Origin of the sequence: Caballeronia sp. dw_19 (genome assembly GCF_018449515.1) — a bacterium.
In the GTDB taxonomy this organism is placed as follows: domain Bacteria; phylum Pseudomonadota; class Gammaproteobacteria; order Burkholderiales; family Burkholderiaceae; genus Caballeronia.
Map to the genome: position 1 here is coordinate 232,023 of NZ_JAAVUQ010000001.1, position 24,666 is coordinate 256,688.

Annotated in this window: 16 protein-coding genes; 10 read left to right on the forward strand and 6 right to left on the reverse strand. The window is 60.3% G+C overall.

The features are described 5' to 3' along the window. Nucleotides 1-116: 116 nt before the first annotated feature. Together HB376_RS00950 and HB376_RS00955 are read left to right on the forward strand one after the other, a co-directional pair. Nucleotides 117-1,076 (forward strand): glycosyltransferase family 2 protein, encoded by a 960-nt coding sequence (locus tag HB376_RS00950; RefSeq protein WP_213761558.1) that lies wholly within the window; start codon nt 117-119, stop codon nt 1,074-1,076. Next, a complete protein-coding gene (locus tag HB376_RS00955; RefSeq protein ID WP_213761559.1) occupies nt 1,015-1,992 on the forward strand; it encodes a glycosyltransferase family 2 protein in 978 nt (325 codons plus the stop codon). Before HB376_RS00950 ends, HB376_RS00955 begins: the two co-directional genes overlap by 62 nt. Before the next feature lie 135 nt (nt 1,993-2,127). Here HB376_RS00955 and HB376_RS00960 read toward each other — a convergent pair whose 3' ends face one another. The 5 genes from HB376_RS00960 to HB376_RS00980 form a co-directional block, all read right to left on the reverse strand. After that, nucleotides 2,128-3,234: a glycosyltransferase family 4 protein gene (locus tag HB376_RS00960; RefSeq protein ID WP_213761560.1), complete on the reverse strand. Its 1,107-nt coding sequence runs from the start codon at nt 3,232-3,234 to the stop codon at nt 2,128-2,130. Nucleotides 3,235-3,333: 99 nt separating this feature from the next. Continuing rightward, nucleotides 3,334-4,455 carry a glycosyltransferase family 4 protein gene (locus tag HB376_RS00965; protein ID WP_213761882.1) on the reverse strand — a complete coding sequence of 374 codons (1,122 nt, stop codon included), beginning with the start codon at nt 4,453-4,455 and terminating at the stop codon, nt 3,334-3,336. A gap of 173 nt (nt 4,456-4,628) precedes the next feature. Further along, nucleotides 4,629-5,822, reverse strand: coding sequence for a glycosyltransferase family 4 protein (locus HB376_RS00970; RefSeq protein ID WP_213761561.1), 1,194 nt, complete (start codon nt 5,820-5,822; stop codon nt 4,629-4,631). Nucleotides 5,823-5,929: 107 nt separating this feature from the next. Further along, on the reverse strand, nt 5,930-7,612 hold the full coding sequence (locus HB376_RS00975) for an O-antigen ligase family protein (protein WP_213761562.1): 1,683 nt from the start codon (nt 7,610-7,612) through the stop codon (nt 5,930-5,932). Between the two features lie 163 nt (nt 7,613-7,775). Further along, on the reverse strand, nt 7,776-8,306 hold the full coding sequence (locus tag HB376_RS00980) for a GNAT family N-acetyltransferase (protein WP_255631093.1): 531 nt from the start codon (nt 8,304-8,306) through the stop codon (nt 7,776-7,778). Nucleotides 8,307-8,650: 344 nt separating this feature from the next. Between HB376_RS00980 and HB376_RS00985 the strand changes: the two genes are divergently transcribed. The 8 genes from HB376_RS00985 (at nt 8,651) to HB376_RS01020 (ending at nt 22,047) form a co-directional block, all read left to right on the forward strand. After that, on the forward strand, nt 8,651-8,902 hold the full coding sequence (locus HB376_RS00985; RefSeq protein ID WP_213761563.1) for an acyl carrier protein: 252 nt from the start codon (nt 8,651-8,653) through the stop codon (nt 8,900-8,902). Beyond that, nucleotides 8,899-10,197 (forward strand): acyl-CoA dehydrogenase family protein, encoded by a 1,299-nt coding sequence (locus tag HB376_RS00990; protein WP_213761564.1) that lies wholly within the window; start codon nt 8,899-8,901, stop codon nt 10,195-10,197. Before HB376_RS00985 ends, HB376_RS00990 begins: the two co-directional genes overlap by 4 nt. Nucleotides 10,198-10,200: 3 nt before the next feature. Then, nucleotides 10,201-11,241, forward strand: coding sequence for an amino acid--[acyl-carrier-protein] ligase (locus HB376_RS00995; RefSeq protein ID WP_213761565.1), 1,041 nt, complete (start codon nt 10,201-10,203; stop codon nt 11,239-11,241). Nucleotides 11,242-11,315: 74 nt separating this feature from the next. Next, nucleotides 11,316-12,275 carry a DUF1839 family protein gene (locus HB376_RS01000; protein WP_255631123.1) on the forward strand — a complete coding sequence of 320 codons (960 nt, stop codon included), beginning with the start codon at nt 11,316-11,318 and terminating at the stop codon, nt 12,273-12,275. 1,133 nt (nt 12,276-13,408) lie between these two features. Next, entirely contained in the window at nt 13,409-15,952 is a 2,544-nt protein-coding gene (locus tag HB376_RS01005; protein WP_213761567.1) for a glycoside hydrolase family 2 protein, read from the forward strand. A 572-nt stretch (nt 15,953-16,524) separates the two neighbouring features. Continuing rightward, on the forward strand, nt 16,525-17,259 hold the full coding sequence (locus HB376_RS01010) for a Crp/Fnr family transcriptional regulator (RefSeq protein WP_213761568.1): 735 nt from the start codon (nt 16,525-16,527) through the stop codon (nt 17,257-17,259). Between the two features lie 1,041 nt (nt 17,260-18,300). Continuing rightward, the gene (locus tag HB376_RS01015; RefSeq protein WP_213761569.1) at nt 18,301-19,614 is read left to right on the forward strand and encodes a polysaccharide biosynthesis/export family protein; all 1,314 of its coding nucleotides are present in this window, start codon (nt 18,301-18,303) and stop codon (nt 19,612-19,614) included. Between the two features lie 33 nt (nt 19,615-19,647). After that, nucleotides 19,648-22,047 carry a polysaccharide biosynthesis tyrosine autokinase gene (locus HB376_RS01020; protein ID WP_213761570.1) on the forward strand — a complete coding sequence of 800 codons (2,400 nt, stop codon included), beginning with the start codon at nt 19,648-19,650 and terminating at the stop codon, nt 22,045-22,047. A 1,395-nt stretch (nt 22,048-23,442) separates the two neighbouring features. Here HB376_RS01020 and HB376_RS01025 read toward each other — a convergent pair. After that, nucleotides 23,443-24,615, reverse strand: a complete 1,173-nt coding sequence (locus HB376_RS01025; RefSeq protein WP_213761883.1) for a glycosyltransferase family 4 protein — start codon at nt 24,613-24,615, stop codon at nt 23,443-23,445. Nucleotides 24,616-24,666: the final 51 nt, after the last annotated feature.

Sequence of the window (24,666 nt, forward strand, 5' to 3'; positions counted from 1 at the left end):
GTTATTCCCCTGATGTTCGATGTCCAACAGACGGCTTTTTCATGGCCGAGTCAAATAGGGCATCACGCCGTGTCCTGCATGCGCGGCACAGAACACGAAAATGCCGGGGAAAACACATGGTCACCGCTGTTCAACAACCCAGTCCGTCCGATGCGCCGCGCTTCTCGGTATGTATCTGCACACGTAATCGTCCTGGGGACCTTGCCCGGGCGTTGCGTTCGGTCGAAGCCTCCACGTATCCGGCGCACCAGATCGTGGTGTCGGACGACAGCACCGATACGCTCACGCGTGAAATGATTGCCGCTGACTTTGCGCGCGTCGTCTTTCTGGAAGGACCCCGCCGCGGCCTTGGTGCGAACCGCAACTGCGCGCTTGACGCGGTGACCGGCACGCACGTGGCGTTCATCGACGATGACGCTACCCTCAGCGCAGACTTCCTGAGTCAAATGGCGGAGTCGCTGCAGCATGGCGGGCAACATCCGGAAAAGCTTATTGTTACGGGATACGAACTAAACTACGGTGAGCGCGTTTATGCAAACGCAACCACGTTTCTCGGTTTCCAGTCACGGCCCTACCGCCCCGGCGATCACCACGACACCGTAGTCATCAACAGCACCGTCTTCCCTGCGTGGCTCTTCAAGCTGATTCGCTTCGACGAGCATCTGGTTTACGGTTATGACGAAGTGGATATCGTCATGCGCGCCACGCTGCAGGGAAAATGCGCGGTCCGGCTTCTGCCGGATGTGTTCAATTCGCATTTTCCGTCGACGGTGAATCGCGACTACTACGCGGCGTTCGTTGAAGCCTCGCGCATCTACGTGACGCATAAGCGCTATCGGTGGTTCGAGCGCAACCGCCCGAAAGCCGCGCTGTTCCTGACGCTTGCCGTGGCTCACAACCTGGTGCACAACCTGCGCGCACACGGACCCAAAGGTCTTGCACGCAGCGCGCGCACGGTTTCACGCGCAATCGCCTACATTCGCCGATACACCCCGGAAGGACTCGCCATACAACATGAAGATCACCGTACTCGTACCCACCTATCGTCGAACCTCGGATCTCGCTCGCTGCCTTGATGCGCTCTCGCGGCAACGGCGCGCACCGGACGAAGTGCTGGTGGTGTGCCGCGGCGCCGACGAAGAAACGCAAGCATGGCTCGTGATCGAGAAGTCGCGCGCGCGCCTGCCGCTCGTCAAGGTTGAAGTCGCCCAGGGCGGCCAGGTTGCCGCCTTGAACGCGGGTCTCGACGCAGTCACCGGCGACATCGTGGCGATCACCGACGACGACGCGGCGCCCCGCCCGACGTGGCTCGAACGTATCGAATGCCATTTCGCGAACTCGCCGGACGTGGGCGGTGTCGGCGGGCGCGACTGGGTGCATGAACATGGCGCGACCCTCGATGCTTCCGAGCCGGACGTAGGCCGCTGGCAGTTCCCGGGCCGCGCGATCGGCAATCATCATCTGGGCGTGGGGGCCGCGCGCGACGTGGACTTCCTCAAGGGCGCGAACATGAGCTATCGCGTAAGCGCGATCAGCGGCAATGCCATTCGCTTCGATACACGTCTGCGCGGCACCGGCGCACAGGTCAACAACGACATGGCGTTCGCGTCAGCGGTGCGGCGTGCGGGCTGGCGCCTTGTCTACGATCCAGCGGTGGAAGTGGATCACTATCCGGCGCAACGCTTCGACGAAGATGCGCGCACCGTGCGTGGCACCCGGAGTTGGGTCGCGATCGAAAACGAGTCGTATAACCTGCATTTGATCGTGCGTGACGAGTATCGCGGTACACGCCGAGGCATGGCCTTGCTGTGGCTCACTGTCGTCGGACACGGCGCATGTCTGGGCTGGGTCAATCTCGCGCGTGCTCGCTTCATCCATCGCGAGGCGAGCGCGTTGCAGCGCTGGCGCGCAGCGCGCAGCGGCGCGGCGCTGGCCAAGCGAGATCATGCACAGCGGCGGCTGAAAAGCGTGGAACGGGAATTCGCGGGATGATTGAAACGCGCAGTCGTAAGCATCGTTAATTAAAAAAGGCGATCAGGATAACCTGATCGCCTTTTTATCTACCGCAATACAAACGGCTAATGCGCAACCAAGCGGCCCAGAACCTGCGGCCGCCGGGTAACCTCGTCACGCAGCGGGCGCACGTCGTGTCGATGGACGGTTCTGCCGGTGTTCGCACTGGGAAATTGCTTGCTCATAGACCGCGAGATGTTCCGTGCACACGCGCTGCACCGAAAAACGCTCCAGATCTCGCTTCGCACGCGCGGCATATTGCGCGCGTACCGGCGAATCCATCAGCAGCCATCCCATCTTGGCCGCCAGTTGCATCGGCTCCTGCGGCGCAACGAGGACCCCTGCACTGCCGTTTTCCAGCATCTCAGGAACGCCACCCACCTTCGTCGCGACGATCGCACAACCCGCCTCCCGCGCTTCGCTGATCACCAGCGGCCCGGGTGCATTATGCGCAGCGAACACGAAGACATCGGCTTCGGCCAGATACGCGCGGGGATCCGCGACGAACCCTGTAAATCTAACATGATTCGCAATGCCAAGTTGTTCGGCAAGGCTTTCCATCAACCCTCGATCAGGTCCGTCGCCCACCAGATAGAGCTGTGCATCTTGCGTCTGCCGCACATGTGCAAATGCGTGCAGGAGGTCGACAATGCCGTTGCGCTCGAACATCGCTGCCACGCACACCACGTTCGGATGCTGCAAGTGCAATTCCCGCGGCATCTGCCGTGCAGAAAAACGCGGTGAACCCATCGTGCCGCTCGTCACTACGCTCAGGGTGTCCGCCGGCACGCCTCGTTCGAGCATTGCGTCACCCACCGCGTGGCTCACCACGATCACACGGTCACCAAAACGCATCAGCGAAGCGCTTTTCTGGATATCGTGATGGACGGTGGTCACCAGCGCGAAGCGGCGGCGCATGCTGCCGAAGCGCGAGATCAACGCGCCGGTCATCATGTGCGCGTGCACGACATCGGGATTAAACCGTTCGATCAACCGGCCGAACCCCGCGATCATGGCCGGCACGCGCCAGGGCTGGCGCGACTGTTGCAGCAGCGAATGCGTGACGCCATGGCGCCGCAGCAACGACTCGTAGGTGCCGCCCGATGACGCGACCGCGACGTCGTGTCCGGCGCGTGCCTGCATGCACGCCAGATCGACCATCGCGTTGACGGTGCCGTTGCCGTTGCATTGCGCATGCGTGGCCAGGTGAACGATTTTCATGACTAGATCTGGTTCGAGGTTGAGCGGCGCCTGGGGCGCCGGGGCCCTTCTTTCTTCTTGCTGGTGACTGCTAGCGACTGCTGACTACTTCTCTCTCATTCAATACGAGTCGATAGCTTCGCGATACACCGCGGCGGTCTGCGCCGCAATCACTGGCAGATCGAAGTTCGAACGCGCATACGCACGGCACTCGGCTTCGCTGGGAAGCATCCGCTTGCCAAGCAACGCACCGGCGAGCCCTGCCCCCAGCGCCTGGAAGCCGCCCGATTCCAGCACCAGTTCCTGACTCAGTGGCGCGACCGCTTCGGGCAAACCGCCCACGGGCGTCACGATCACCGGCGTGCCGCTTGCGAGGGATTCAATGGTAGTCAGGCCGAAGCCTTCCAGCGCCGTTGTCGGCACGACCGACACGTCAGCCGAGCGATACCAGAGCGGCAGCGCTTCGTCGGCGACAAACCCCGCGAGACGCACATGCTGCGACAAACCCCGATAGTCGATACGCGCCTGCAACGCCTCCATCAACGGCCCCTTGCCGGCGATAGTCAGCAACACGTCGGGCACCTGCTGGCGCACGACGAACATGGCGTCGATCAGGTCTTCCAGGCCCATGCGCGAGACGAGGCGGCGCACGCAGAAAAGCATGGGCCGGTCTTGCGGGAGTCCGAGCGCTGTACGTGCCGCACGCCGGTCGACATCGGAGCTGAAATGATCGACATCGACACAACCCGGCACGATGCGGATGGTGCGCGCGTTCACGCCATACTGCTTCTGCAATACATCGCCGAAAGCCTGAGACAACACGATGTGCAGATTGCCGCGCTGATACACGTGCCGTTCAACTACACGCCGCAGCATCACATTCGCATGGCCGCGCGCGCCGTGCGCCGATTCATCGCCCCAGGGTCCATGGAAATGGATCACCTTCGGTACGCGCGAAAACTTGCCGAGCACGGGCGCGGCGTACAACGCGAAATGCGCGGCGACCACGTCGGGCATACGCGCGTTACGCAGTTCGACAGCGGCGCGCCGCAAGCCGATTACGCGCTTGACCAAAGGCGCATCGGGCGCGGCGAACGGCGTCACCACGCCTTGTGTCGATGTCCGCACGTTTTCGCTTCCTGCTACGAGGCCTCGCACGGTCACGCCCTGAGCGGGCAGCGACTGGATCAGCGCGCTGACCACGCGATCGAGGCCACCGGGACGCTCATCGAACCAGTTCATGCCGATCTGCAGCGAGTCGATGATCCGTGGTTTTAACGGCGGCTTCGACGCGTCCTTCGAAGGGTTGCCCGGCGACTGCTTCAAAGGTTTCTTCGCACCGTTGGCCTTGGGCGCGTGGTCCGCGATGGGAGTGGTCGTACTTGCATGCGTCGTCATTGATTTGATGGCGGTATTCATGTCTTCACCGATACGATCCCTCGGCCAGCTCGCGCGTTGCGGCGAGCAGCCTTGCGGGTTTTCGCAATGTCTTCGAACAGCGCGAGATAGCGGGCTGCCATGGTCTGCCAGGACAACGTCGCGGCTAGCGCTTGAGCCGCCTGTCCCATTTCGCGGGCGCGCAGCGGGTCGGATGCAATCAGCGAAATGGCTTCGGCAAGCGGAGTTTCATTGTCGGGATCGTCCAGCACGATGCCGCACTCCTGCGTGACCACTTCCGCGCCGCCGGTCGTGTGCACGGTAATCACCGGCAACGCGGAAGCCAGCGCTTCGAGCAGCACGAGGCTCATGGCTTCATAACGCGACGGGAACACGAACGCATCGGCGCAACGCATCAGCGTGGGCATATCGCGGATCATGCCGACGAAATGCACGCGATCCGCCACACCGAGCGAGGCCGCCATGGCCGGATACGGACTGTTCTCCACGCCCCCGGCCACCGCGAGATGTACGTTGGACGGACACTTCACGAGCGCGCGCAGTACGGTATCAAGGTTCTTGCGCGCGGTACGCAGATCACCGGCGAACAACAGCATGAATGGGTCTTCGGGCAACTTGAAACGCTCGCGCTGCGATGTCTGCGACAAGTCCGGCGAGAACTCGACGTTATCCACGCCGTTATGGATCACGCGGATTTTGTCGTGCGACATACCAAGCGATACCAGCTCCGAACTCACTTTCTCCGACACCGGCACCAGCACGCGTGCATGCCTGAACGCCCAGCGTTCGCACCATGCGTTGAGCCGCGTGAACAACAGTTGATACGCGGCATAGAAACCGCCGGTCAGGCGAAACGGGTAATAGCCGCTTTTATACCAACCGGTGTGGACGAAGTGGATGGCGTTCACATCGGCATCTGTCCAGGCGATAAAACCATTGACCTGCACCACGTCGAATTCATGACGGTGCGCGCGAATCCACGCAGCAACACGCAACGCGAACATCTGGTACTGCAGCAAGCGTGTCGGCACCCGGCTCACGGGCATGCGAACAACAGTGATGCGCGGATGCTGGCTCAACGTTTCGTCGACCTTGGTGCTGAGCAGCGTGACCGAATGGCCCGCGGCAAGCGCTGCCTGAACGACCTCGTAGTTGACGCGCCCTTGCCCGTCGTTGCGGCCGACGGTATGGGTGACGATAAGCAGATTCATACGGTCCTCGTTGGATACTGAGTGTGCTGTCGTGCTGTCCGGTACCTGGCTGGGTCCCACAGACTGACTGGACTGAACGGACTGAACGGACTGATCGGCAACGGCGCTCATATGCGCAAAGTCAGCGTGGACGGCTGCGCGATGTTCCGCTGCGCCACGGTCCCCGTGGCTGCTCGCCCCGGCGAGACCACAGCGTCTAAACGAACGGCCGCGACGCGCGCCGACTGTTGAATCTCGCGGGCATAACGCCAGCCGGTAACCGGCAACATCACGCCGATGAAAAAGAACATGCCGCCCGAGCCAATCAGCGTATTGACGAACACCATCATGGCCAGCACGCCGAACGCCGCGGCCGTGCCGGCCACGGCAAAGCGATCGCTTTTCCTGGCGAAGCTGGCAACAAACGCCCGCAATATCAGCATCAGCAATCCTGCCGTGTAGAGCAGCGTGCCGGGCCATCCAAGCACGTACGGCACTTCCATCAGGCCGCTGTCGAAGTCGACATTATTCGACGATCCATCGCCCGAAAGCTTCGAGCCGAGACCGGTCATGCCAAGACCCTGCCCCGCGATATTGGTGGTCATCTCGGAGAGGAAGTGGTTGTAGATCTCGGTGCGGACCTGATAGCTGTAGTCGTTATCGAGCTGGGTCACCGTGGAGAAGCGCGCCATCGCCTTGTCCGAGATTTCATCGATCATGGCGACCGGCGAGCACAGCAGCACGATCACCGCGACACCGCCGACCAGCCGCAAGCGGCTGCGGCCGTCGAGCATGACGAACAGGTACACCAGCCCGATGGCGAGGCCGCCGACCACGCTGCGCGACATCGTGCCGATCAGCGCCGGCACGGCCAGGCCGCCCGCGAGAAAGGCCGTCTTGTTGCGCGCGGCGAGCGTCATCAGCAGGCAAGCCATCATCGCTATGGCAAAGGGGCCTGAGGAATTCATCGTGCTGGAGACCCGCATGCCGAACGGCAGCGGCACGCCCTCGGAGATCATGCCCGACTGCAACAGCCAAAACGCGTCCCAGGGCGGTGGACTGACGTACTGGAACACGCCGTATGCCGCAATCACGAAGCCGCCGAACACGAAGGTCTTGAGCATCGTGCGGTGATACTCGGGGTACTGCCTCCATGTAACGAGAATGTGGAAAGCGATCAGGACCGGGAACAACCACGAGATCAGCGTATAGGACGCGGCTGCAATTCCAGCGCCCACCATGCCGATCACATAGCCATAGAAGATGCCGAGCACGATCAGCGTGAGCGGGATCGCACGCCGCTGCATCAGCACGCGAAAATGGGTCAGCAGGTTCATGCCGCACAGCGCGGCCGCTATCACCGGCGCGAGCATGATGAGGCTGCGGTCACTGAACGTGCCGGTGAAGTAGTCGGACAGGCGCCGCACTTCCGGTGTGAGGAAGAACAGCCACACGACGAACGAGAGATAGTGCGCGGGCGAGCGTTTGTAGAGAATCGCGGCGACCGCGACGGCACCCGCCGGATAAAAGAATTCCAGCACACGGCTCTGATGCAGCACGAGCAATAACGCCGTGAGCGCGGCAAACGCCAAAGGCGCGATCATCATCCGGCGCCGCCGGCTCAGCTCCGCGCGCTGCTTCAGCTCCACGTCTTCGGCCGCGAGCTTCGCCGCGCGAGCTGCCTTTGCGGCCGGCGACGGCGCAGGCGCGGACGCCATCTTCTCGCGCTGCGCCATCCATGGCGTCTTCCACGACCCGACAGCCCCGTCCGGCGACTTGTCTCGCCCATTCGTGATCGAAACACTCGACATCGTTAAATCCTGTGAAAGAGAGGTCGGCGTCGTGTTCGTGCAATGCACGTCACTCGCGTCCTCTGTGTCATTTGGAAACGTCCAATGCCGACGTCAGGCACTTGCAGATACGCATTTCAGGGACTTCACTCGCACTTCACGAGCTGCTGCGTTTTCAAAACCTTCAAACTTCCTCTACCGTATCGACGCAATCCGCCTCGCCGGCATGCTGGTTCGTGCGGCCGTTATAACGGCTCTTGCGTATCAGTCCGATCAAGCGAACCCCACGCTCGACGAACGGCCCCTCATCCTTGCGAAAGCCGAACGTTTCGTAAAAGCCGCGCAAGCCCACTGGCGCCAGCAAGCGCACACCCCGCCCGGGCCACCGTTCGCCCGCTGCCGCGATAACACGCGCAATCAGCGCCGCAGCCGTGCCGTCGCCTCGACGCAGCGGGCTGGTAAGGATCTTGTCCACCACGACCACCCCTGCCTCAGCCGGCCCCATGCTGCCCTCGTGCAAGCGCGCATAGGCCATGACGGGCATCGGCCGCGAGATGTCATCGACTGCAAACACATGGAGAGACGTTTCATCGCGCCCGTCCGGGTCCAGATGCACATGGGACTGTTCGACAACGAACACAGCGCTTCGCGCCCGCAGGATCAAATACAGCTCCCGTGCGGTGATTTGCTCGAAGTCGAGTGCTTTCCAGTTCATGTGCCGGTCCTGCTCCAGATAAAGCCGGCAGCACCGGCCTGTTCGATGTTCATACCTTAAGTCTCCGACCGCATAACTTCCGTGCGGCATCGCACCGACGCAACCCCTTGCCAATCCGTTAAATACGGTCAACCGAACCGCAATCGGCGAATGACGAACTGCCGCAAGAAAAAGTCTGGAGTCCGCCAACACGGGATGAGCCTCCAGGCTTCAAAACAAACGTGCGCCAGGTTGCCGATTGCAAGACCAGTCCGGTTCCGGTCACGCGACCAAGCCGATATCAAGCGGCTGCGGCCGGTCTTAGGTGAAACACCTTTAGTGACATTTCTTTGGGGGGCTATTACATGAAATCCGCACTGCGCCGCATCCTTACCGAATCCGCCCGGCTCGACGTTCCCGCAGACTCGCTCGCCGACGACGCCGACCTCTACGCCGCCGGTTTGTCATCGCTCGCGACGGTTCATCTGATGCTCGCCGTTGAAGACGAGTTCGGTATCGAGATCCCCGACCGCATGCTGACGCGCCGCCTGTTTTCGTCGATCGACTCGCTCGCCGCCGCGGTGACCGAGCTGCAACTGGCGCAGGCCGCAGCATGAACGCCTCGACGGATATCGCCGTCCTTGCCACCGTGAAGGCCGAAGAAGCCGCGGTCGTGGCAGCACAGATCGTGGCGGACGTCCGGCACGCGTCGGCCGAGCCCGCGTGGCTCGCCGCCACCCGCCGTGTGGCCCAAGTCGCAGCACTTCATGCCGCCGCAGTCGATCGCGATGCGCGTTTCCCGGTGGAAGCCTTCGAGGCAATGCGCCGCGAACGCCTGTTGTCCGCGATGATCCCTGCCGCGCTTGGCGGGGCCGGCCTGACGCTTGCCGAAGTGGCGCGCATTTGCGAAACACTGGCGCGTGCGTGTTCATCGACTGCAATGGTCTATGCGATGCATCAAAGCCAGGTGGCCTGCATCGTCGATCAGGGCCATGCAATCCCGTGGCAACGCGAGATGATCGCGCGCCTGGTGGACGAGCAATGGCTGCTCGCCTCGGCGACGTCCGAAGAAACCATCGGCGGCAACATGCGCACCAGCGCCTGTGCGGTCGAACTGGTCGATGGCGCGTTCAGGATCGAGAAGCTCGCACCGACCATCTCGTACGGCGAGCATGCCGACTGCATCCTGGTCACCGCGCGCCGCAGTCCAGAGGCCAGTGCGTCGGACCAAGTGCTGATCGTGGCGCCGCGCGACTCGCTCGTGCTGGAAAAGCGCGGCGGCTGGGACTCGCTCGGCATGCGTGGCACCTGCAGCGAAAGCTTCCGGCTCATCGCCGAGGGCCGCGCCGAGCAGATCCTGCCCGTGCCGTTCGCGCAGATTGCCGACCAGAGCATGTTGCCGGTTTCGCACACGCTCTGGGCGTCAGTGTGGATCGGCATTACCGCCGACGCCGTGAACCGCGCGCACCAGTTCTTCCGTGCCCAGGCGCGCGGCAAGCCGGGTGCATTGCCCCCTTCGGCCGGACGGCTCGCGGACGCAGTCGCTCAGTTGCGCATGATGCAGGCACGCCTCAAGGTTGCACTCGACGCCGCAAGCGACGCCTCGTCGGAGCGCATTGCGCGTGATGCACAGGAAGCCTGCGATTTCGATACGCCGCTGGGCGCCTCACTGAGTCTTGCCTCCGACATGAACACGCTGAAGCTCAGCATCTCGTCGACTGCGCTGCAGGTCGTGCAGGAGACGCTGATGATCTGCGGCATGGCGGGCTACAAGAACAACACTGATTACAGCGTTGGGCGTCATCTGCGAGATCTTTTCTCAGCACCGCTGATGATCAGCAACGACCGCATCCAATTGAACACGGCGAACCTGCTGCTTGCGCAGCGCACGCCGGCTACGGGGAGAATCTAGGACATGAACACAGTAACGGAACACGCGGCCATCGCAGCCGCCGATGCCCAACACGCATCCACCTACAACGCTTCGGACATCACGTTGCGGGATCGTTTGATTGAAGCAGGAATCCTGATCGATACCGGCGAAGACGGCTTGTATGGCCGCAGCCAGGTATTCGAGGACGTGATCGACCGTCTGAACAACGCGATCACCTTGTTGGGCGCCGACCAGGAAGCTGAAGTGCTGCGCTTTCCTCCCGCCATGCGCCGCCACGACTTCGAGGACAGCGAATACCTGAAGAGCTTCCCCGATCTCGCCGGCACGATCCACTCGTTCCAGGGCAATGACCGCGGTCACCATCGGCTTCTGGAAGCCCTCGAAAAGACCGTATCCGTAGGCGAGGAAGAACGCACCGACGAATGGATGGACCAGCAAAAGCCGACCCGCCTGGTCCTGACGCCAGCGGCCTGCTATCCGATCTACCCGACCATTGCGAAACGCGGCGCACTGGCCGAAGACGGTGCAACTGTCGACGTGTTTGCGTATTGCTTCCGCCATGAACCCTCCATTGATCCGGGCCGCATGCAGATGTTCCGGATGCGCGAATACGTGCGTCTCGGCAGTCCGCAGCAGGTCATGGATTTCCGGGAAAAATGGATCGAGCGGGGTTCGCTGCTCGTGAAAATGCTCGGCCTGCCGTTCGAAATCGATCTCGCCAACGACCCGTTTTTCGGCCGTGGCGGCAAGATCGTGGCCGACAGCCAGCGCGCTCAGCAATTGAAATTCGAACTGCTGATTCCGGTTGCCACGCCTGACCGGCCAACCGCCTGCCTGTCGTTCAACTATCACATGGAACACTTCGGCGAGATCTGGAAGATCGCCCAAGCGGACGGTGAACTGGCGCATACCGCGTGCGTCGGTTTCGGCATGGAACGCACGACGCTTGCCCTTTTCCGGCATCACGGCCTCGATGTCAAAGCGTGGCCGGCCGACGTGCGTGAGTTCCTTTGGGGCGACACGCAGTCGCGTATCAGCGCCGGACTCGAGGCGCTGTCATGACTGCCGTCCATAGCAGCGGCATAACGGATTCCAGCCGCGAGCGCGCCCGGGTCGTGCAATTGCGCCCACCCCACATGCGCGTGCGCAAGCACCAGTCGCACTCGCTGCATCAGGGCGAACGGGTCTGGGCGGAAACAAATTGCTACGTGGATTTGTGGATCGAGTTGTTGCACGGCTATGGACTCGATCCGCGCGCGGCGCTGGCGTTTACGGTCACTCAGGACTTCGAGGGCGACCAGTTCACGTTCTTCAAGTTTCCGCTGGAGGACCTCGACAAGCTCTATGGTTTGCAGGTCCAGGAACTGGCCATCTACGATTCACTGGAAGACCGCGTGCGTACGCAGACCCAGCGCGGCCATACCGTGCTGGCTGAAGTCGATGCGTTTTACCTGCCCGATACGCGCGCCACGTCATACCGGCACGATCACACGAAGACGACCATCGGCGTGGATTACATCGATCCGCGCTCGCGCCGGCTTGGTTATTTCCACAACACGGGTTACTTCGTGCTGGAGGGCGAAGACTATGAAGGGGTGTTTCGCCGGCTGCCGGAACTCGATGGCCGTCCCGAGTTGCTGTTTCCGTACGTGGAGTTCTGCAAGCGTGCACGGCCTGCGCTGAGCGGCACGGCGCTGGCGGAAGCCTCTGCGGATCTGCTGGTTGCGCATTTGCAGCGGCGTCCGGCGCGCAATCCGATCACGCAGTGGCGGGCGGCTTTTCCCGAGCATCTCGAGATGCTGTTCGAGCGTGGCCCGGAGCATTTCCACCTGTACACTTTCAACGTCATGCGGCAACTCGGCTCGAACTTCGAGTTCATGTCGAGATACCTTGTCTGGGTGCGCGAGCGTGGTTTCGCGATTCCCGAGGCGATGCCGATTGCAGCGCAACGTATTGCGACCGAGTCGATGGTGATGCAGTTCCGGCTGGTGCGGGCGATTGCTCGTGGCCGGCGGGACCCCTGTCATGAGTGTTTCGATGTGCTGGAAGAGTCCTACGAGAAAATTGTGGAACCGCTTGCGGCGTTGATACGTTAAGGGCTGGGTTTCGTTCGCACTCGGGGGGGTTGGGGGCCGGGTGGTTGTTTGGTTGGTGTTTTCGGCGTTTGTGGTCAGGGCTCAATTCCGGGTTGCTAGGTTCTGAGGTTAGTGGTCAGGGTCTATGCCGGGTTGGTGCTTTCGGCCTTAGTGGTCTGCGAGAGTCGGATTTTCTCTTTATCACTGTTAGCCACTGTGCGTGGCGGCACGTCATTTCTTTGTCCAAAGCGACAAAGAAACGAAGCAAAGAAAACGCTTTCAACCACGCTACCCTAAGTGTCCACAGCGTGCAGTTTTAATTCATAGGTGCCCCAAAAGCACGGTGCTCGCCAGAGCGGAGGATGTGTGAACCCCTCCTTCTCCGAACACCGATACCCACACGCTTCGCCACCAGTGATTGAACCTGCCCAAGGGGCACCCCGCGCTATCCGCGGATAACCAACCACCGAATTTGTACGCATGAGGAACCACGTAGTCAACCTGCCTGGAAACGAAGTCCCAAAATACGTATGGCCGTATCCAACGAAAATAACTGTCTAGGCCGTGCAGCAAACTCACCAAAACTGAAGTAGTAAATCCGCATCAGGCTGTGACCCACGAATATTGCCGCGCAGACTGGGGAGCCAACCCACCAAAAAAGCGAAGCCGTAAATACCCGTAAGGCCGTGCGGATTCCTTAGCAATGGTGCTTGCCCGAGAGCGTACGGGGCGAAGCGTGTTCGTGTCAGGATTCGCGAGAAGGAGGGGTTCACACATCCTCCGCTCTGGCGAGCACCGTGCTTTTGGGGCACCTATGAATAGAAACTGCACGCTGTGGACACTTAGGGTAGCGGGTTGTAAAAGCGCTTTCTTTGCTTCGTTTCTTTGTCGCTTTGGACAAAGAAATGACGTGCCGCCACGCACAGTGGCTAATAGTGATAAAGAGAAAATCCGACTCTCGCAGACCACTAACACTGAAAGCAGCAACCCGGCATAGACCCCGACCGCTAACCCCAGAATCGACCACCCCGGCATAGACCCCTGACCACTAACGCCGAAAGCACCAACCAACCACCCGACTAACAACCACCCGGCCCCCCGCCCCCCAACCCCGAGTGCGAACAAAACCCACCACACCATTCGAGGAAACCGCCATGAGCGTCCCGTCGCCCGGTGCCAGTGCTTCGCCGTCCGTTTTTTTTCCACGCCTGTTGTCCGAGGGCTGGGAGTGCCTCACCACGCGCGCGGGCGCTTATGCCACGCCCGCTGCATTGAGCGCTGACGAACGGCTCGCCGGATGGCTCGCCGCACCCGTGCCGGGCACGGTTGCATCGGCGTGGCGAGACGCCGGCAAGCTCGATCTCGAGTCCCCCCCGACATTCGCTTTTGATGACCACTGGTATCGACTGGTCCTATGCGAAAAAGGGCAGCGCCGCCTGCGCATGCACGGACTTGCAACACTTTCGGAAGTCTGGCTCGACAATACAAAACTGCTCGATTCCGATTCGATGTTCGTCGCGCACGATCTCGACCTGCATCTGGATGGCAACGCCACACTCTATCTTTGCTTTCGTTCGCTGAGTGCCGCGCTCGCAGCCAAACGCACCCGCGCACGCTGGCGGCCAAGGCTCGCTCAACCGGCCACGCTGCGCAACGTTCGCACAACCCTGCTCGGCCACATGCCCGGCTGGTGCCCGCCGATACAAGCGGTGGGCCCATGGCGGCCGGTGGAATTACTTGGTGAGTCAGCCACGTCGATCGATCGTGTGGACCTGCATTCAAGCCTCGACGGCAACGACGGCCTGATTCACCTGACGCTCCGGTTTGTCCATCCGCAACCTGAACAGATCGCACGACTTGTTTGCAACGATGCATCAATAACGCTGCAATGGCGCGATACGCAAACGCTTGCGGGAACCTTGCGCGTTCCCGACGTGCCGCGCTGGTGGCCACATACGCATGGCGAACCCGCCTTGCATCGCGTGGCGCTCGAGTTTGCTGACAGTGAAGTGATCGAGCTTGGGCGCATCGGCTTCAGGGAACTGCGCGTAGACCGCGGCCCGTTGGGCGATGGCTTTCAGCTAGTGGTGAACGGCGTGCCTGTTTTTGCGCGCGGCGCATGCTGGACGCACGCGGATCTCGTGTCGCTCAGCGGTTCGCGTGAACAGGCGCAAACGTTTTTCCAGCTCGCCCGCGACGCCGGCATGAACCTCTTGCGCGTGGGCGGCACGATGCTCTATGAGTCCGATGCCTTCTATGGATTGGCGGATGAATACGGGCTTTTGATCTGGCAAGATTTTGCATTTGCGAATTTCGACTATCCGACAGATGCGGCCTTCACGGCCAGTGTCCAGCGCGAAGCCGAACAATTCCTGTCGCGCACAAGGCGCTTCGTTTCGCTTGCCGTGCTCTGCGGCGGCAGTGAAGCCGATCAACAAGGCGCCATGCTCGGCCTGCCGCCCGAACTGCGCACGCAAACGTTGTTCACGCAGCAGTTACCGTCGATCGTGGCCGCGTTACGGCCCGATGTGCCTTACGTGATGAACTCGCCGAGCATACCCACTGGAAACGCTGGAGATGCTGGATACGCCGGGGTCACCGCGTGGCCCTTCGCCACACGCACCGGCGTCACGCATTACTACGGCGTGGGCGCTTACCAGCGGCCGCTCGAAGACGCCCGCCGCGCGAACGTCCGGTTCGCCAGCGAATGCCTGGCGTTCGCCAACGTCCCCGACGATGTCGCGCTCAACACCGTGCCGCTCGCATCGAAGCCGCATGAGCCCCGCTGGAAAGCCGCCGTGCCGCGAGACCCAGGCGCAGGCTGGGACTTCGACGACGTGCGCGAGTACTACCTGCGCACGCTCTACCAGGTCGATCCCGCCCGCCTCCGATACGAAGACCCCGAGCGATATCTCGACCTGTCGCGCGCGGTTGTGGCCGAGGTCATGACCGAAGTCTTCTCGGAATGGCGCCGCCATGGCTCGTCGTGCGCCGGCGGGATCGTCTGGCAGTTGCAGGACCTGAGGCCGGGCGCGGGCTGGGGTGTAATCGACGCCCTGGGAGCGCCCAAAAGCGCCTGGCACGGCCTCGCGCAGGTTTTGCGCCCCGTAGCAGCCCTCATCACCGATGAGGGCCTTGATGGCCTCGATGTGCATTTGATCAATGAAACCGCCAAGGCTATCGACGCCCGCCTCGAACTCGTGTGTCTTCGTGACGGCGCAACGAAAGTGGCGAGCGCGTCGAGAGACGTGACGCTCGCGGCGCGCAGTACAGCGCGCGTTCAGGCCTCTGACCTGCTCGGCCAGTTCTTCGATTTCACCTACGCGTACAGATTCGGTCCTCGTGCCCACGATGCCACCGTGATTACCTTGCGAGACAAGGTTAGCGGCACCGTGTTGTCAGAAGCATTCCACTTCCCCGAGCGCGCCTGCACGCAGCGCCACGAACTCGGACTCGAGGTTCGCGTGGAACAAACCAGCAATGAGAACTGGGAGCTGGTAGTGAGCGCCAAACGTTTGGCACGCTGGGTTCATATCGTCGATCCACACTATCGCGCGACGCTCGACTGGTTCCATCTGGCACCCGGCCGCGAACGCCGGATCGCGCTGGTTGGTCGCCAGCGCAACACTTCTCATCCGCCAGAAGGTGAGGTTCGTGCACTCAACGCAACGTTTTCAATTCGGTACCAGCGAAATTAGAAGGCCATGCTGAGCAAGGCGGCATGCGTTCCATCACGCCGTGCAAGCGTGTCAAGCGGCGCTGCGAAGCAAATGCGTTCGCTAGCGCACCAAGTCGATGGAACAGTTCTGAATCAATTTTAAAACAACCGACGAATGGTGCCTCGCCCCCTCAACGCACAAGCCCCCGGGGTCGCGTTGCACGTCCGGAAAAAAACTCTAACGGGCCACCAGCAAGGCATTGCGCAGACAAAAGCGTGCGCTGCATCAATCGCATCAATAGCGCCTGTCTACTGACGCCATGTTCAAGAGTGAAACAAAAATATCCATCTGCGGATTCGCGCTCACCCCGCTTGAAGCACGACGCCATGATGGCATTGAGATAGCGCATTGCTGGCACGGTCCTCGCTAAATGAGTCTCGCAGCACCGGCACCGTCGAAAAACGAATTCAACTAAATGACGATGCCGGGTTGCTTACGGGGCTGGTCGCGACACGTTTCGATGGATGCCGTCAGATGCATCCACGAAACGAATCGCTGACCGGTAAATAACAAGTAAGGCGCAATGCGCAAAGTTACGAGAGAAGAACATCATGCTGACCCTTCAGTCCGACCTGCACGGCAATCATTTGTTGGGTGCGCTTCCCGCACACGAATGGCAAGCCCTCACGCCGCATCTTGAACTGGTTCAACTTCGCACCGACCAATTGCTGTGCGATTCGGGACAACGTATTCATCACGTGTATTTCCCCACCACCGCCATCATCTCCCTTCTGCATACGATGGAAGACGGCGGTTCGGTAGAGATCGCAGCAGTCGGCCGTGAAGGCATGACCGGCGTGCCGGTACTGACTGGCGGAGAAACCATGCCGACGCGTGTCCAGGTGCAATGCCCAGGCTTCGCTTATCGCATGAGCGCATCCGCACTGCGTGAGCAGTTTGGCCGCTCTGACTTCCTGCGCCGCCTGATGCTGCTGTACATGCAAGCCCTCCTCACGCAAGTTGCGCAAACGGCGGCATGCAATCGCCACCACTCGCTCAGCAAGCAACTGTGCCGCTGGCTTCTCATCGAAATCGATCGCACCACGTCGAATCAATTGCAAGTCACGCAGCAGTTGATTGCCGACATGCTGGGCGTGCGTCGTGAAGGCGTGACAGAAGCCGCAGGCAAGCTCCATGACGCCGGCCTGATCCATCACAGCCGTGGTTGCATCAAGGTCCTGGATCGCGAAGGCCTCGAGTCGCGTGCATGCGAATGCTACGGCATCGTCAAGCGTGAATTCGACCGGTTGCTGCCGCGTCTGCATCAGGCTGAAGCGGTTCACTGAACACGGGACATGGTGCAGGAGTGAAGGAGCCAGGCCATGGCCTCAAGTGTTCGGCGCTTGTGTCTCGATGCGACCCTTGGGCGCTATTGGCGAATCGGCCTCGTTGTTCGGCGTGTCTGGATCGTTCGGATGGACCGCAGGTTCGGTGGAATTTCCCGTATTGCAGAAGCACGCGAAACGGACTTCCCCCGCAGCAGTTCATCGTCGTTCCGGCCGACCCCGTGCTCTCCCCTTCCTGCAATCGTGATCGTGCGCCTGATGTTGGCGTGGGCGCCGATGACGTTCTCCAGACAACCCGGCCTGCTGCGTTCGACTTTGCATCGACCCGCACTGGCACGCTCGCATTCGTTGAAGGCGCTTTCATCATTTCGTCTCTCGAGTCGCGCATGCTGAATTGCCGATTATCTGAACAGCATTTGAATCGAAGAGCTGCGCGCATGACTGATCTCGCGACGCGCCACGATAAAGTTTCTGCTTCACGAGTTTCTGCTTCACGTAGTAAGCGAGATGTTCAGGAGTCCCGCGTCAAGTACATCCAGCACGCGGTCTCACGCAAAAAGTATTTGTGTGAAGTAAGACCCGGACGTGCGCAAGCGCACTTACCGACCCTGCCGATAACGCCACGATGTCATATCGAACGGCCAGATGCGCGCCTCCGCCTTGACCTTCATGGCCGGCAAGTGCGAGCAGCCCGGACGATATAAGCAGTGAGAAGAAATGAAGCACGGCTGTAGAGCAACATAGTCAATACAGATTTTTTTCGAAGGTACGTGGATCTCCTGCCGCGCGCCTTTCAACCTGTGGTTCTTCCTGTGTGAACACCCGTCCGATAGTCAGACGGGGAGCGTTAGCTGTTGTCACGAGTGGTTGCCGCGATGGGTGGACCGGGGAAGAAACCCAGTCGCGAGTAATACCGGGACCAGAGCTGCGAAGGCGCTCATGTCATGCACGGGAAGCACCCCCTACGCGCACTGCGCGGTGACAGGCAGGAGACTTTGCGCTGAGGAGATTCAGCGTATCCGTAACGCGAGGACTACTAATATGAACATCAAACTACTCGTATCACTGCTGGCTGGCGCGACCTTCACAGCATCGCTTACCGGTTGCGCGATTGCGCCCGGACCGTATCTCGACACCGACCGGCTGGACCAGACGCCGTCACCGGAAAGCGTCGCCCAGGCGAACGTGAAGTATCACGTCCAGCCTATTGACGTCACCTACTTCGAGACCCATCCGCGCATGGGCGATGCAACGCTTGCGAGCGTATGTCCGCTGACCTGTCTCACCAGGGACACGCGCAAGCTGTACGCGTATCACGTTGGCGTGAACGACCAGATCAGCGTCACGGTATGGGATCACCCTGAATTCAGCTCAGCCGGCATCTCGGCGAGCACGGGTGCGGCGGGCTTACCGCCGCTGCCCTCCGCAACAACCGGCGGCACGGCAGCGGGCGGCGGCGCGCCTGTTGGCGCGGCCGGCGGCACTGGCGGCACGAGCGCCCCCGAAGCCGGCGGCGTGACCGTGCGCGTGGCCAATGACGGCACCATTTTCTTTCCGCGCGTAGGCCGTGTACAAGCAGTTGGCAAGACCGCTGAGGAACTGCAAGAGGCCCTGACCAAAGGTCTTTCGAAGACCATTCGCAATCCGCAGCTCGACGTTCGCATAACCGGTTTCTATAGCAAGCAGGTCCAGGTCACCGGCGACCTGAAGCAACCTTCGTCGCAGCCGATCACCGACGTGCCGCTGTCCGTCATCGATGCCATCAACCGCTCGGGTGGAGCGAATCCCGATGCCGACCTGCAGAATGTCGGCATCACGCGCGACGGTCATCGTTATGCAGTCGATGTAGCCGCCCTGCTCGATCGCGGCGATATCCAGCAGAATGTGTTGCTGCAGGATGACGACATCATCGACGTACCGGATCGCACCAAGAGCCGTGTGTTCGTGCTTGGTGAACTGGCGAAGCCGCAGACCATACCGATGAACCGCGGTCATTTGACGCTCGCCGACGCCCTCGCCAATGCGAACAGCATCGACCCGCACTCTGCCGATCCGCGCATGATCTATGTGATCCGTGGTTCGGACCAGCAGTTCGCGAAAGGCGGCATGCTCAAGACGTCGGCCATTACCTCCGCCGATGGAAGCATGGCGCCAGCTGCGCGGCCGCTCGATCTTAGTGTGTACAAACTGGACATGACGCAAGTGGACGCGCTGATGCTGATGACGCAATTCGACTTGCATCCGCGCGACGTGGTCTATGTGCAGGTTGCCAGCGCTGCTCGTTTCAACCGCGTGCTCGAGCAGATCTCGCCGACCATCCAGACCCTGTTCTACACCATACAAACCACCCGCTGACACGAGTGTCACTTGTTACGCCTGGAGTGCGACATGAGTACTTATGAAATGCTGGAACATTCGCCCACGCCGGCCAAGGACGAAGAGTTCGTCCTGCGTGATCTGGTGCGGATGATTGTGGACCAGATCTGGTGGGTGCTGGGCATTGCGTTCAGCATCCTGCTGGCCGCCGTCCTGTACGCGAAGATGTCAACGCCCGTCTATTCGGCAGATGCGCTGGTGCAGGTGGAAACACCCAGCCCCAACTCACCCAACAGCGCCCAGGCATCGCTTGCCGCGGCGCTGATGCCGAGTGCGGGTTCGCTGCATGCCGACGCTGAGATCGAGATCATCAAGAGCCGCGCGGTAATCGACCCGGTGGTCGAACAGTTCAAGCTGAACTTCGGCACGTCCTCGAACGTCATGCCGGTGATTGGCCGGGTGACGTCGTTGTTCGCGCATAACGGTCGTCCCCTTCCCGCCCTGTTCGGCTTTGATTCATACGCCTGGGGCGGCGAAGAGTTCAAGGTGGACTCGGTGGACGTGCCGAGCATCTTGCAGGATCAGCGCCTTACGTTGCGTGCGCTTGGAGAAGGCCGCTTCGAGCTGCTCGATGCAGAGAATCACGAACTGCTCAAAGGCGAAGCCGGTACCCTCGCGACAGGCAACGGCGTCACGCTGATGGTGAGTCAACTGGTTGCGCGTCCCGGCACCGAGTTCTTCGTCACGCGTGCCTCGCAGCTTGAAGCCGTGCAGGCCTTCGGTGCCGGCATGCAGGTCGGAGAGAAAGGCAAGGACACGGGCATTGTGCAGATTTCGTATAGCGGCGCGCAGCCGATCTTCATTACGGAAGTTGCGAATGCAGTGGCTGCTTCCTATCTGAAGCAGCGTACAGAGCGTGCGCAGGAAGAAGCGAACCGCATGCTGACCTTCCTGAACAACGAACTGCCGCGAGTACGTGATGAATTGCGCGCCAGCGAAACCGCGTTGGCGCAATATCAGACCGCCGCCGGATCATTCCAGCCCACCCAGGAAGCGCAGACGTATCTCTCCGGTGGACTTGACTATGAACGCCAGATTGCCGCGTTGCGGATGCAGCGCGTGCAGCTACTGCAGCGCTTTACCGATGGGGCTGACGAAGTCCATGCAATTGATGCGCAACTCGCCGCGCTCAATGTAGAGAAGTCGCGCTTCGAGAACCAGTTCAAGACGTTGCCGGGGTCGGAGCGTCAGGCTGTTTCGCTGCAACGTGAAGCGAAGGTCAACTCCGAAATCTATGTTGCCCTGCTGAACAAGACCCAGGAGTTGTCGATCAGCCGTGCGGGGACGGTGGGCAATGTACATATCATCGATATGGCGCTTGTACCCTCGCAACCCGTCAAGCCCAAGGCCGCGTTGATTATTGCCGCGGGTGGTTTGCTCGGGGTGATCGCGGGGGTTGTATTTGCCTTTGTACGACGTGCATTTTTTGCGGGTGTGGACGATCCCGATCTGGTTGAACGCCGCTTTAACTTGCCGATCTTCGGCGCCATTCCGTTCAGTGCTGAGCAAGCCCGGCTTGATCGTGTGCGGCTTGATCGTCCGGTTGCCCTGCCTTCGGCGAAAGGGACGGCGAGTGGGGTAAAGCGGCTGGGTACGCAGTCGGTGGGCGATGGACTTGGTTCGACGCTTGGTCTTTCTGCGAAAACGCCCGTGGCAATGGCGCTTCAGAACGCGACCGTTTTGCCGGCTTCACGCAGTGCCACGCAGCCTTTGCTTTCAACGACGCATCCGTTCGATACATCGATTGAAGGGCTTCGCGGGCTTAGGGCGACGCTGCAATTTGCGCTTGTCGATGCGCCTAACCGGGTGATTGCCATTACGAGTCCGGCGCCGTCCGATGGCAAGAGTTTCCTGTCTGCCAATCTTGCTGCGCTGCTCGCGGAGTCCGGCAAGCGGGTGCTGCTTATCGATGCGGATCTGCGTCGAGGGCGACTAGCTCAGTATCTCGGGCGGTCTTCACATGGTGGGCTTACTGAGTTGCTCACCGGGCAGACGGACTTCGAGATGGCTGCTCGCGAGACAGGCGTGCAGGGGTTGCACTTCATTGGTTCGGGTGCTCATCCGCCTAACCCGTCGGAGATTCTGACGTCAGCACGGTTTGCTTCGCTGTTGCAGGCTTTTGAGAAGCAGTTTGACCTGGTCATTGTTGATACACCGCCGTTGCTTGCGGTGCCGGATGCGGCTGTTATTGCCAGTTTGGCTGGGTCTACCGTACTGGTTATGCGTTCGGGTGCTCACTCGGAAAAGAATATCGCCGATTCGCTGAAGAAACTTAAACGGGCGCATGCCAGGGTTGTGGGTGGGGTGTTGAATGCCATGCCGGCCAAGAGTGGTGGTCGCAAGGGCACTTATGATTATGCTTACGCTTATACGTATACCAGCGATCCGCTCGCTGCCGACGTCAAGCATTGAAGGTTGTTCGGGGGAGATGTTTTGGTTCTGTGAGATGAGATAGCCAGTAAGGCTGCCAGTGTTTTTGACGCCCGCGCAAGCGGGCGTTATTTTTTATTCGCACTTAAGTTATTCGCTCGCGCCGGTGGACGGGTTTGGGCGTTGGCGAGTTTGTCGGTCGTGGTCGGGGTTGATGTCGGGGTGCTAGGTTCAAGGGTTAGCGGTTGGAGTCAATGCCCGGTTGCTGCTTTCAGCGTTAGTGGTCTGCATGAGTCGGATTTTCTCTTTATCACTGTTAGCCACTGTGCGTGGCGGCACGTCATTTCTTTGTCCAAAGCGACAAAGAAACGAAGCAAAGAAAACGCTTTCAACCACGTTACCCTAAGTGTCCACAGCGTGCAGTTTCTATTCATAGGTGCCCCAAAAGCACGGTGCTCGCCAGAACCACGGATGTTTGAACCCCTCCTTCTCGCGAATCCTGACACGAACACGCTTCGCCACCAGTGCTCTCGGGCAAGCACGAGCGCCCATGGATCAGTTCCGCCTGACGCGCATCTGTTGCTTCATTTCTAATGCGTCAACCACGGCCCGATCCGCACCTAAGGTGCGCGTGCATCCTCTCAGATATTTGTTAGCTTTCCTATTTTTTAAAAAAAATAAAAACTATGAGATCAATCCTGATCTGCTAGGAATTTTGGGTATTCAGGGGGATGTATGAGATGCGCGGACGTGAAATGCATGGAGGTGGTGACTATGCGATTCGAATTATTTTGTTCGGGCGTGGTACGCGCGCAGCGCGGGGTGCCCCTTGGGCAGGTTCAATCACCGGTGGCGAAGCGTGTGGGTATCAGTGTTCGGAGAAGGAAGGGCTCACACATCGGTGGCTCTGGCGAGCACCGTGCTTTTGGCGCACCTATGTCTAGAGCGGGTTGGCTACGAGCTTCGTCGCGTGCACATATTCGGCAGGAGGTTGTCCGCGGATAGCGCGGGGTGCCCCTTGGGCAGGTTCAATCACTGGTGGCGAAGCGTGTGGGTATCCGTGTTCGGAGAAGGAGGGGTTCACACATCCTCCGCTCTGGCGAGCACCGTGCTTTTGGGGCACCTATGAATCAAAACTGCACGCTGTGGACACTTAGGGTAGCGTGGTTTAAAAGCGCTTTCTTTGCTTCGTTTCTTTGTCGCTTTGGACAAAGAAATGACGTGCCGCCACGCACAGTGGCTAACAGTGATAAAGAGAAAATCCGACTCTCGCAGACCACTAACACCGAAAGCAGCAACCCGGCATTGCCCCCCGACCGCTAACACCAGAACCGACCACCCCAGCATCAACCCCGACCACTACACCCGAAACCACCAACACCCAAACCCGTCCACCGGCGCGAGCGAAAAACTTAGCGCGAACGAAGAATCACCGCCCTAAGCGGCCTTAACATACGCCGGCGGCATGACACTCGTCAACTCGCTCTCCCGGCTAGGACCGGCCTTGGCCATCGCGTTCAACACCTCGACAATAAACCGTCGACGGAAATCAGCAGCACCGAACCGCTCAGCATTCCTGCGGCACGCAGCAACCGTAAAGGCATGCGAACAATCCTCGAACCGCTCCACGGCATCACACAACGACGCCGATGTCTGGGTCATGAAATGCAACCCCGTCGCCCCTGGCGATCCGAGCGGCACCACCGACTCCAGCGCCCCACCCTTGCCATAAGCAATCACCGGTGTGCCACATGCCTGAGCCTCCACTATGGCAATGCCGAAATCCTCTTCCGCGGCATACACGAACGCCTTGGCGCGTTGCATATGATCCTTCAAGACCTCGAACGACTGATACCCCAAAATACTCACATTAGGCGTGGCCTTCGACCTCACCAGATCCATCTGCGGACCATCGCCAATCACCACCAGCTTGCGATCAGGCATGGAAGCAAACGCTTCCACAATCATATCGATACGCTTGTAAGGCACCATCCGCGAAGCGGTCAAATAAAAGTCACCCTTCTTGTCACCCACCTCGAATGCCTGGACATCAACCGGCGGTGCAATGACCGCCGCTTCACGCCTATAGCTCTTCATGATCCGGCGAGCCACGAACTGCGAATTCGCAATCATGCGGTCCACGCCGTTAGCCGAGCGCGCGTCCCAGTTGCGCAGGTAATGCAGCAACATGCGCGCAGCCCATGACCGCGGTCCATGCTCAAGACGCGCCTCACGCAAATACTGATGTTGCAAGTCCCACGCGTATCGAATGGGTGAATGCACATAACTCACATGGGTCTGGTCAGGCCCGACCAGCACGCCCTTCGCTACCGCATGCGAACTCGAGAGCACAAGGTCATAGCCGGACAAGTCGAACTGTTCGATAGCAAGCGGCATCAGCGGCAAATATCCCCGATACTTTTTCTTCGCGTAGGGAAGCCCTTGAATGAAGGACGTCTTCACTGGCTTGTTGTGAACAATGGAGCGGTCTTCGAGGAAGTCCACCAGACTGAAGATATCTGCCTGCGGAAAGCACGCAATCATCTGCTCCAGCACCTTCTCCGCGCCGCCAGACACCACCAGCCAGTCGTGAACAATAGCCACTTTCATGATGAAACCCGTCTGCTGCAGCCTTTGCTGCGATGAAGCGAGTTTAAAGAT

Coding starts and splice junctions, on each gene's coding strand:
- HB376_RS00970 (WP_213761561.1), bottom strand. CDS start 5,822: ATGAATCTGCTTATCGTCACCCATACCGTCGGCCGCAACGACGGGCAA.
- HB376_RS01000 (WP_255631123.1), top strand. CDS start 11,316: ATGCGCGTGCGCAAGCACCAGTCGCACTCGCTGCATCAGGGCGAACGG.
- HB376_RS01015 (WP_213761569.1), top strand. CDS start 18,301: ATGAACATCAAACTACTCGTATCACTGCTGGCTGGCGCGACCTTCACA.
- HB376_RS01010 (WP_213761568.1), top strand. CDS start 16,525: ATGCTGACCCTTCAGTCCGACCTGCACGGCAATCATTTGTTGGGTGCG.
- HB376_RS00960 (WP_213761560.1), bottom strand. CDS start 3,234: ATGAAAATCGTTCACCTGGCCACGCATGCGCAATGCAACGGCAACGGC.
- HB376_RS01025 (WP_213761883.1), bottom strand. CDS start 24,615: ATGAAAGTGGCTATTGTTCACGACTGGCTGGTGGTGTCTGGCGGCGCG.
- HB376_RS00985 (WP_213761563.1), top strand. CDS start 8,651: ATGAAATCCGCACTGCGCCGCATCCTTACCGAATCCGCCCGGCTCGAC.
- HB376_RS00955 (WP_213761559.1), top strand. CDS start 1,015: ATGAAGATCACCGTACTCGTACCCACCTATCGTCGAACCTCGGATCTC.
- HB376_RS00950 (WP_213761558.1), top strand. CDS start 117: ATGGTCACCGCTGTTCAACAACCCAGTCCGTCCGATGCGCCGCGCTTC.
- HB376_RS00980 (WP_255631093.1), bottom strand. CDS start 8,306: ATGAACTGGAAAGCACTCGACTTCGAGCAAATCACCGCACGGGAGCTG.
- HB376_RS01005 (WP_213761567.1), top strand. CDS start 13,409: ATGAGCGTCCCGTCGCCCGGTGCCAGTGCTTCGCCGTCCGTTTTTTTT.
- HB376_RS00995 (WP_213761565.1), top strand. CDS start 10,201: ATGAACACAGTAACGGAACACGCGGCCATCGCAGCCGCCGATGCCCAA.
- HB376_RS00965 (WP_213761882.1), bottom strand. CDS start 4,455: ATGAACTGGTTCGATGAGCGTCCCGGTGGCCTCGATCGCGTGGTCAGC.
- HB376_RS00975 (WP_213761562.1), bottom strand. CDS start 7,612: ATGTCGAGTGTTTCGATCACGAATGGGCGAGACAAGTCGCCGGACGGG.
- HB376_RS00990 (WP_213761564.1), top strand. CDS start 8,899: ATGAACGCCTCGACGGATATCGCCGTCCTTGCCACCGTGAAGGCCGAA.
- HB376_RS01020 (WP_213761570.1), top strand. CDS start 19,648: ATGAGTACTTATGAAATGCTGGAACATTCGCCCACGCCGGCCAAGGAC.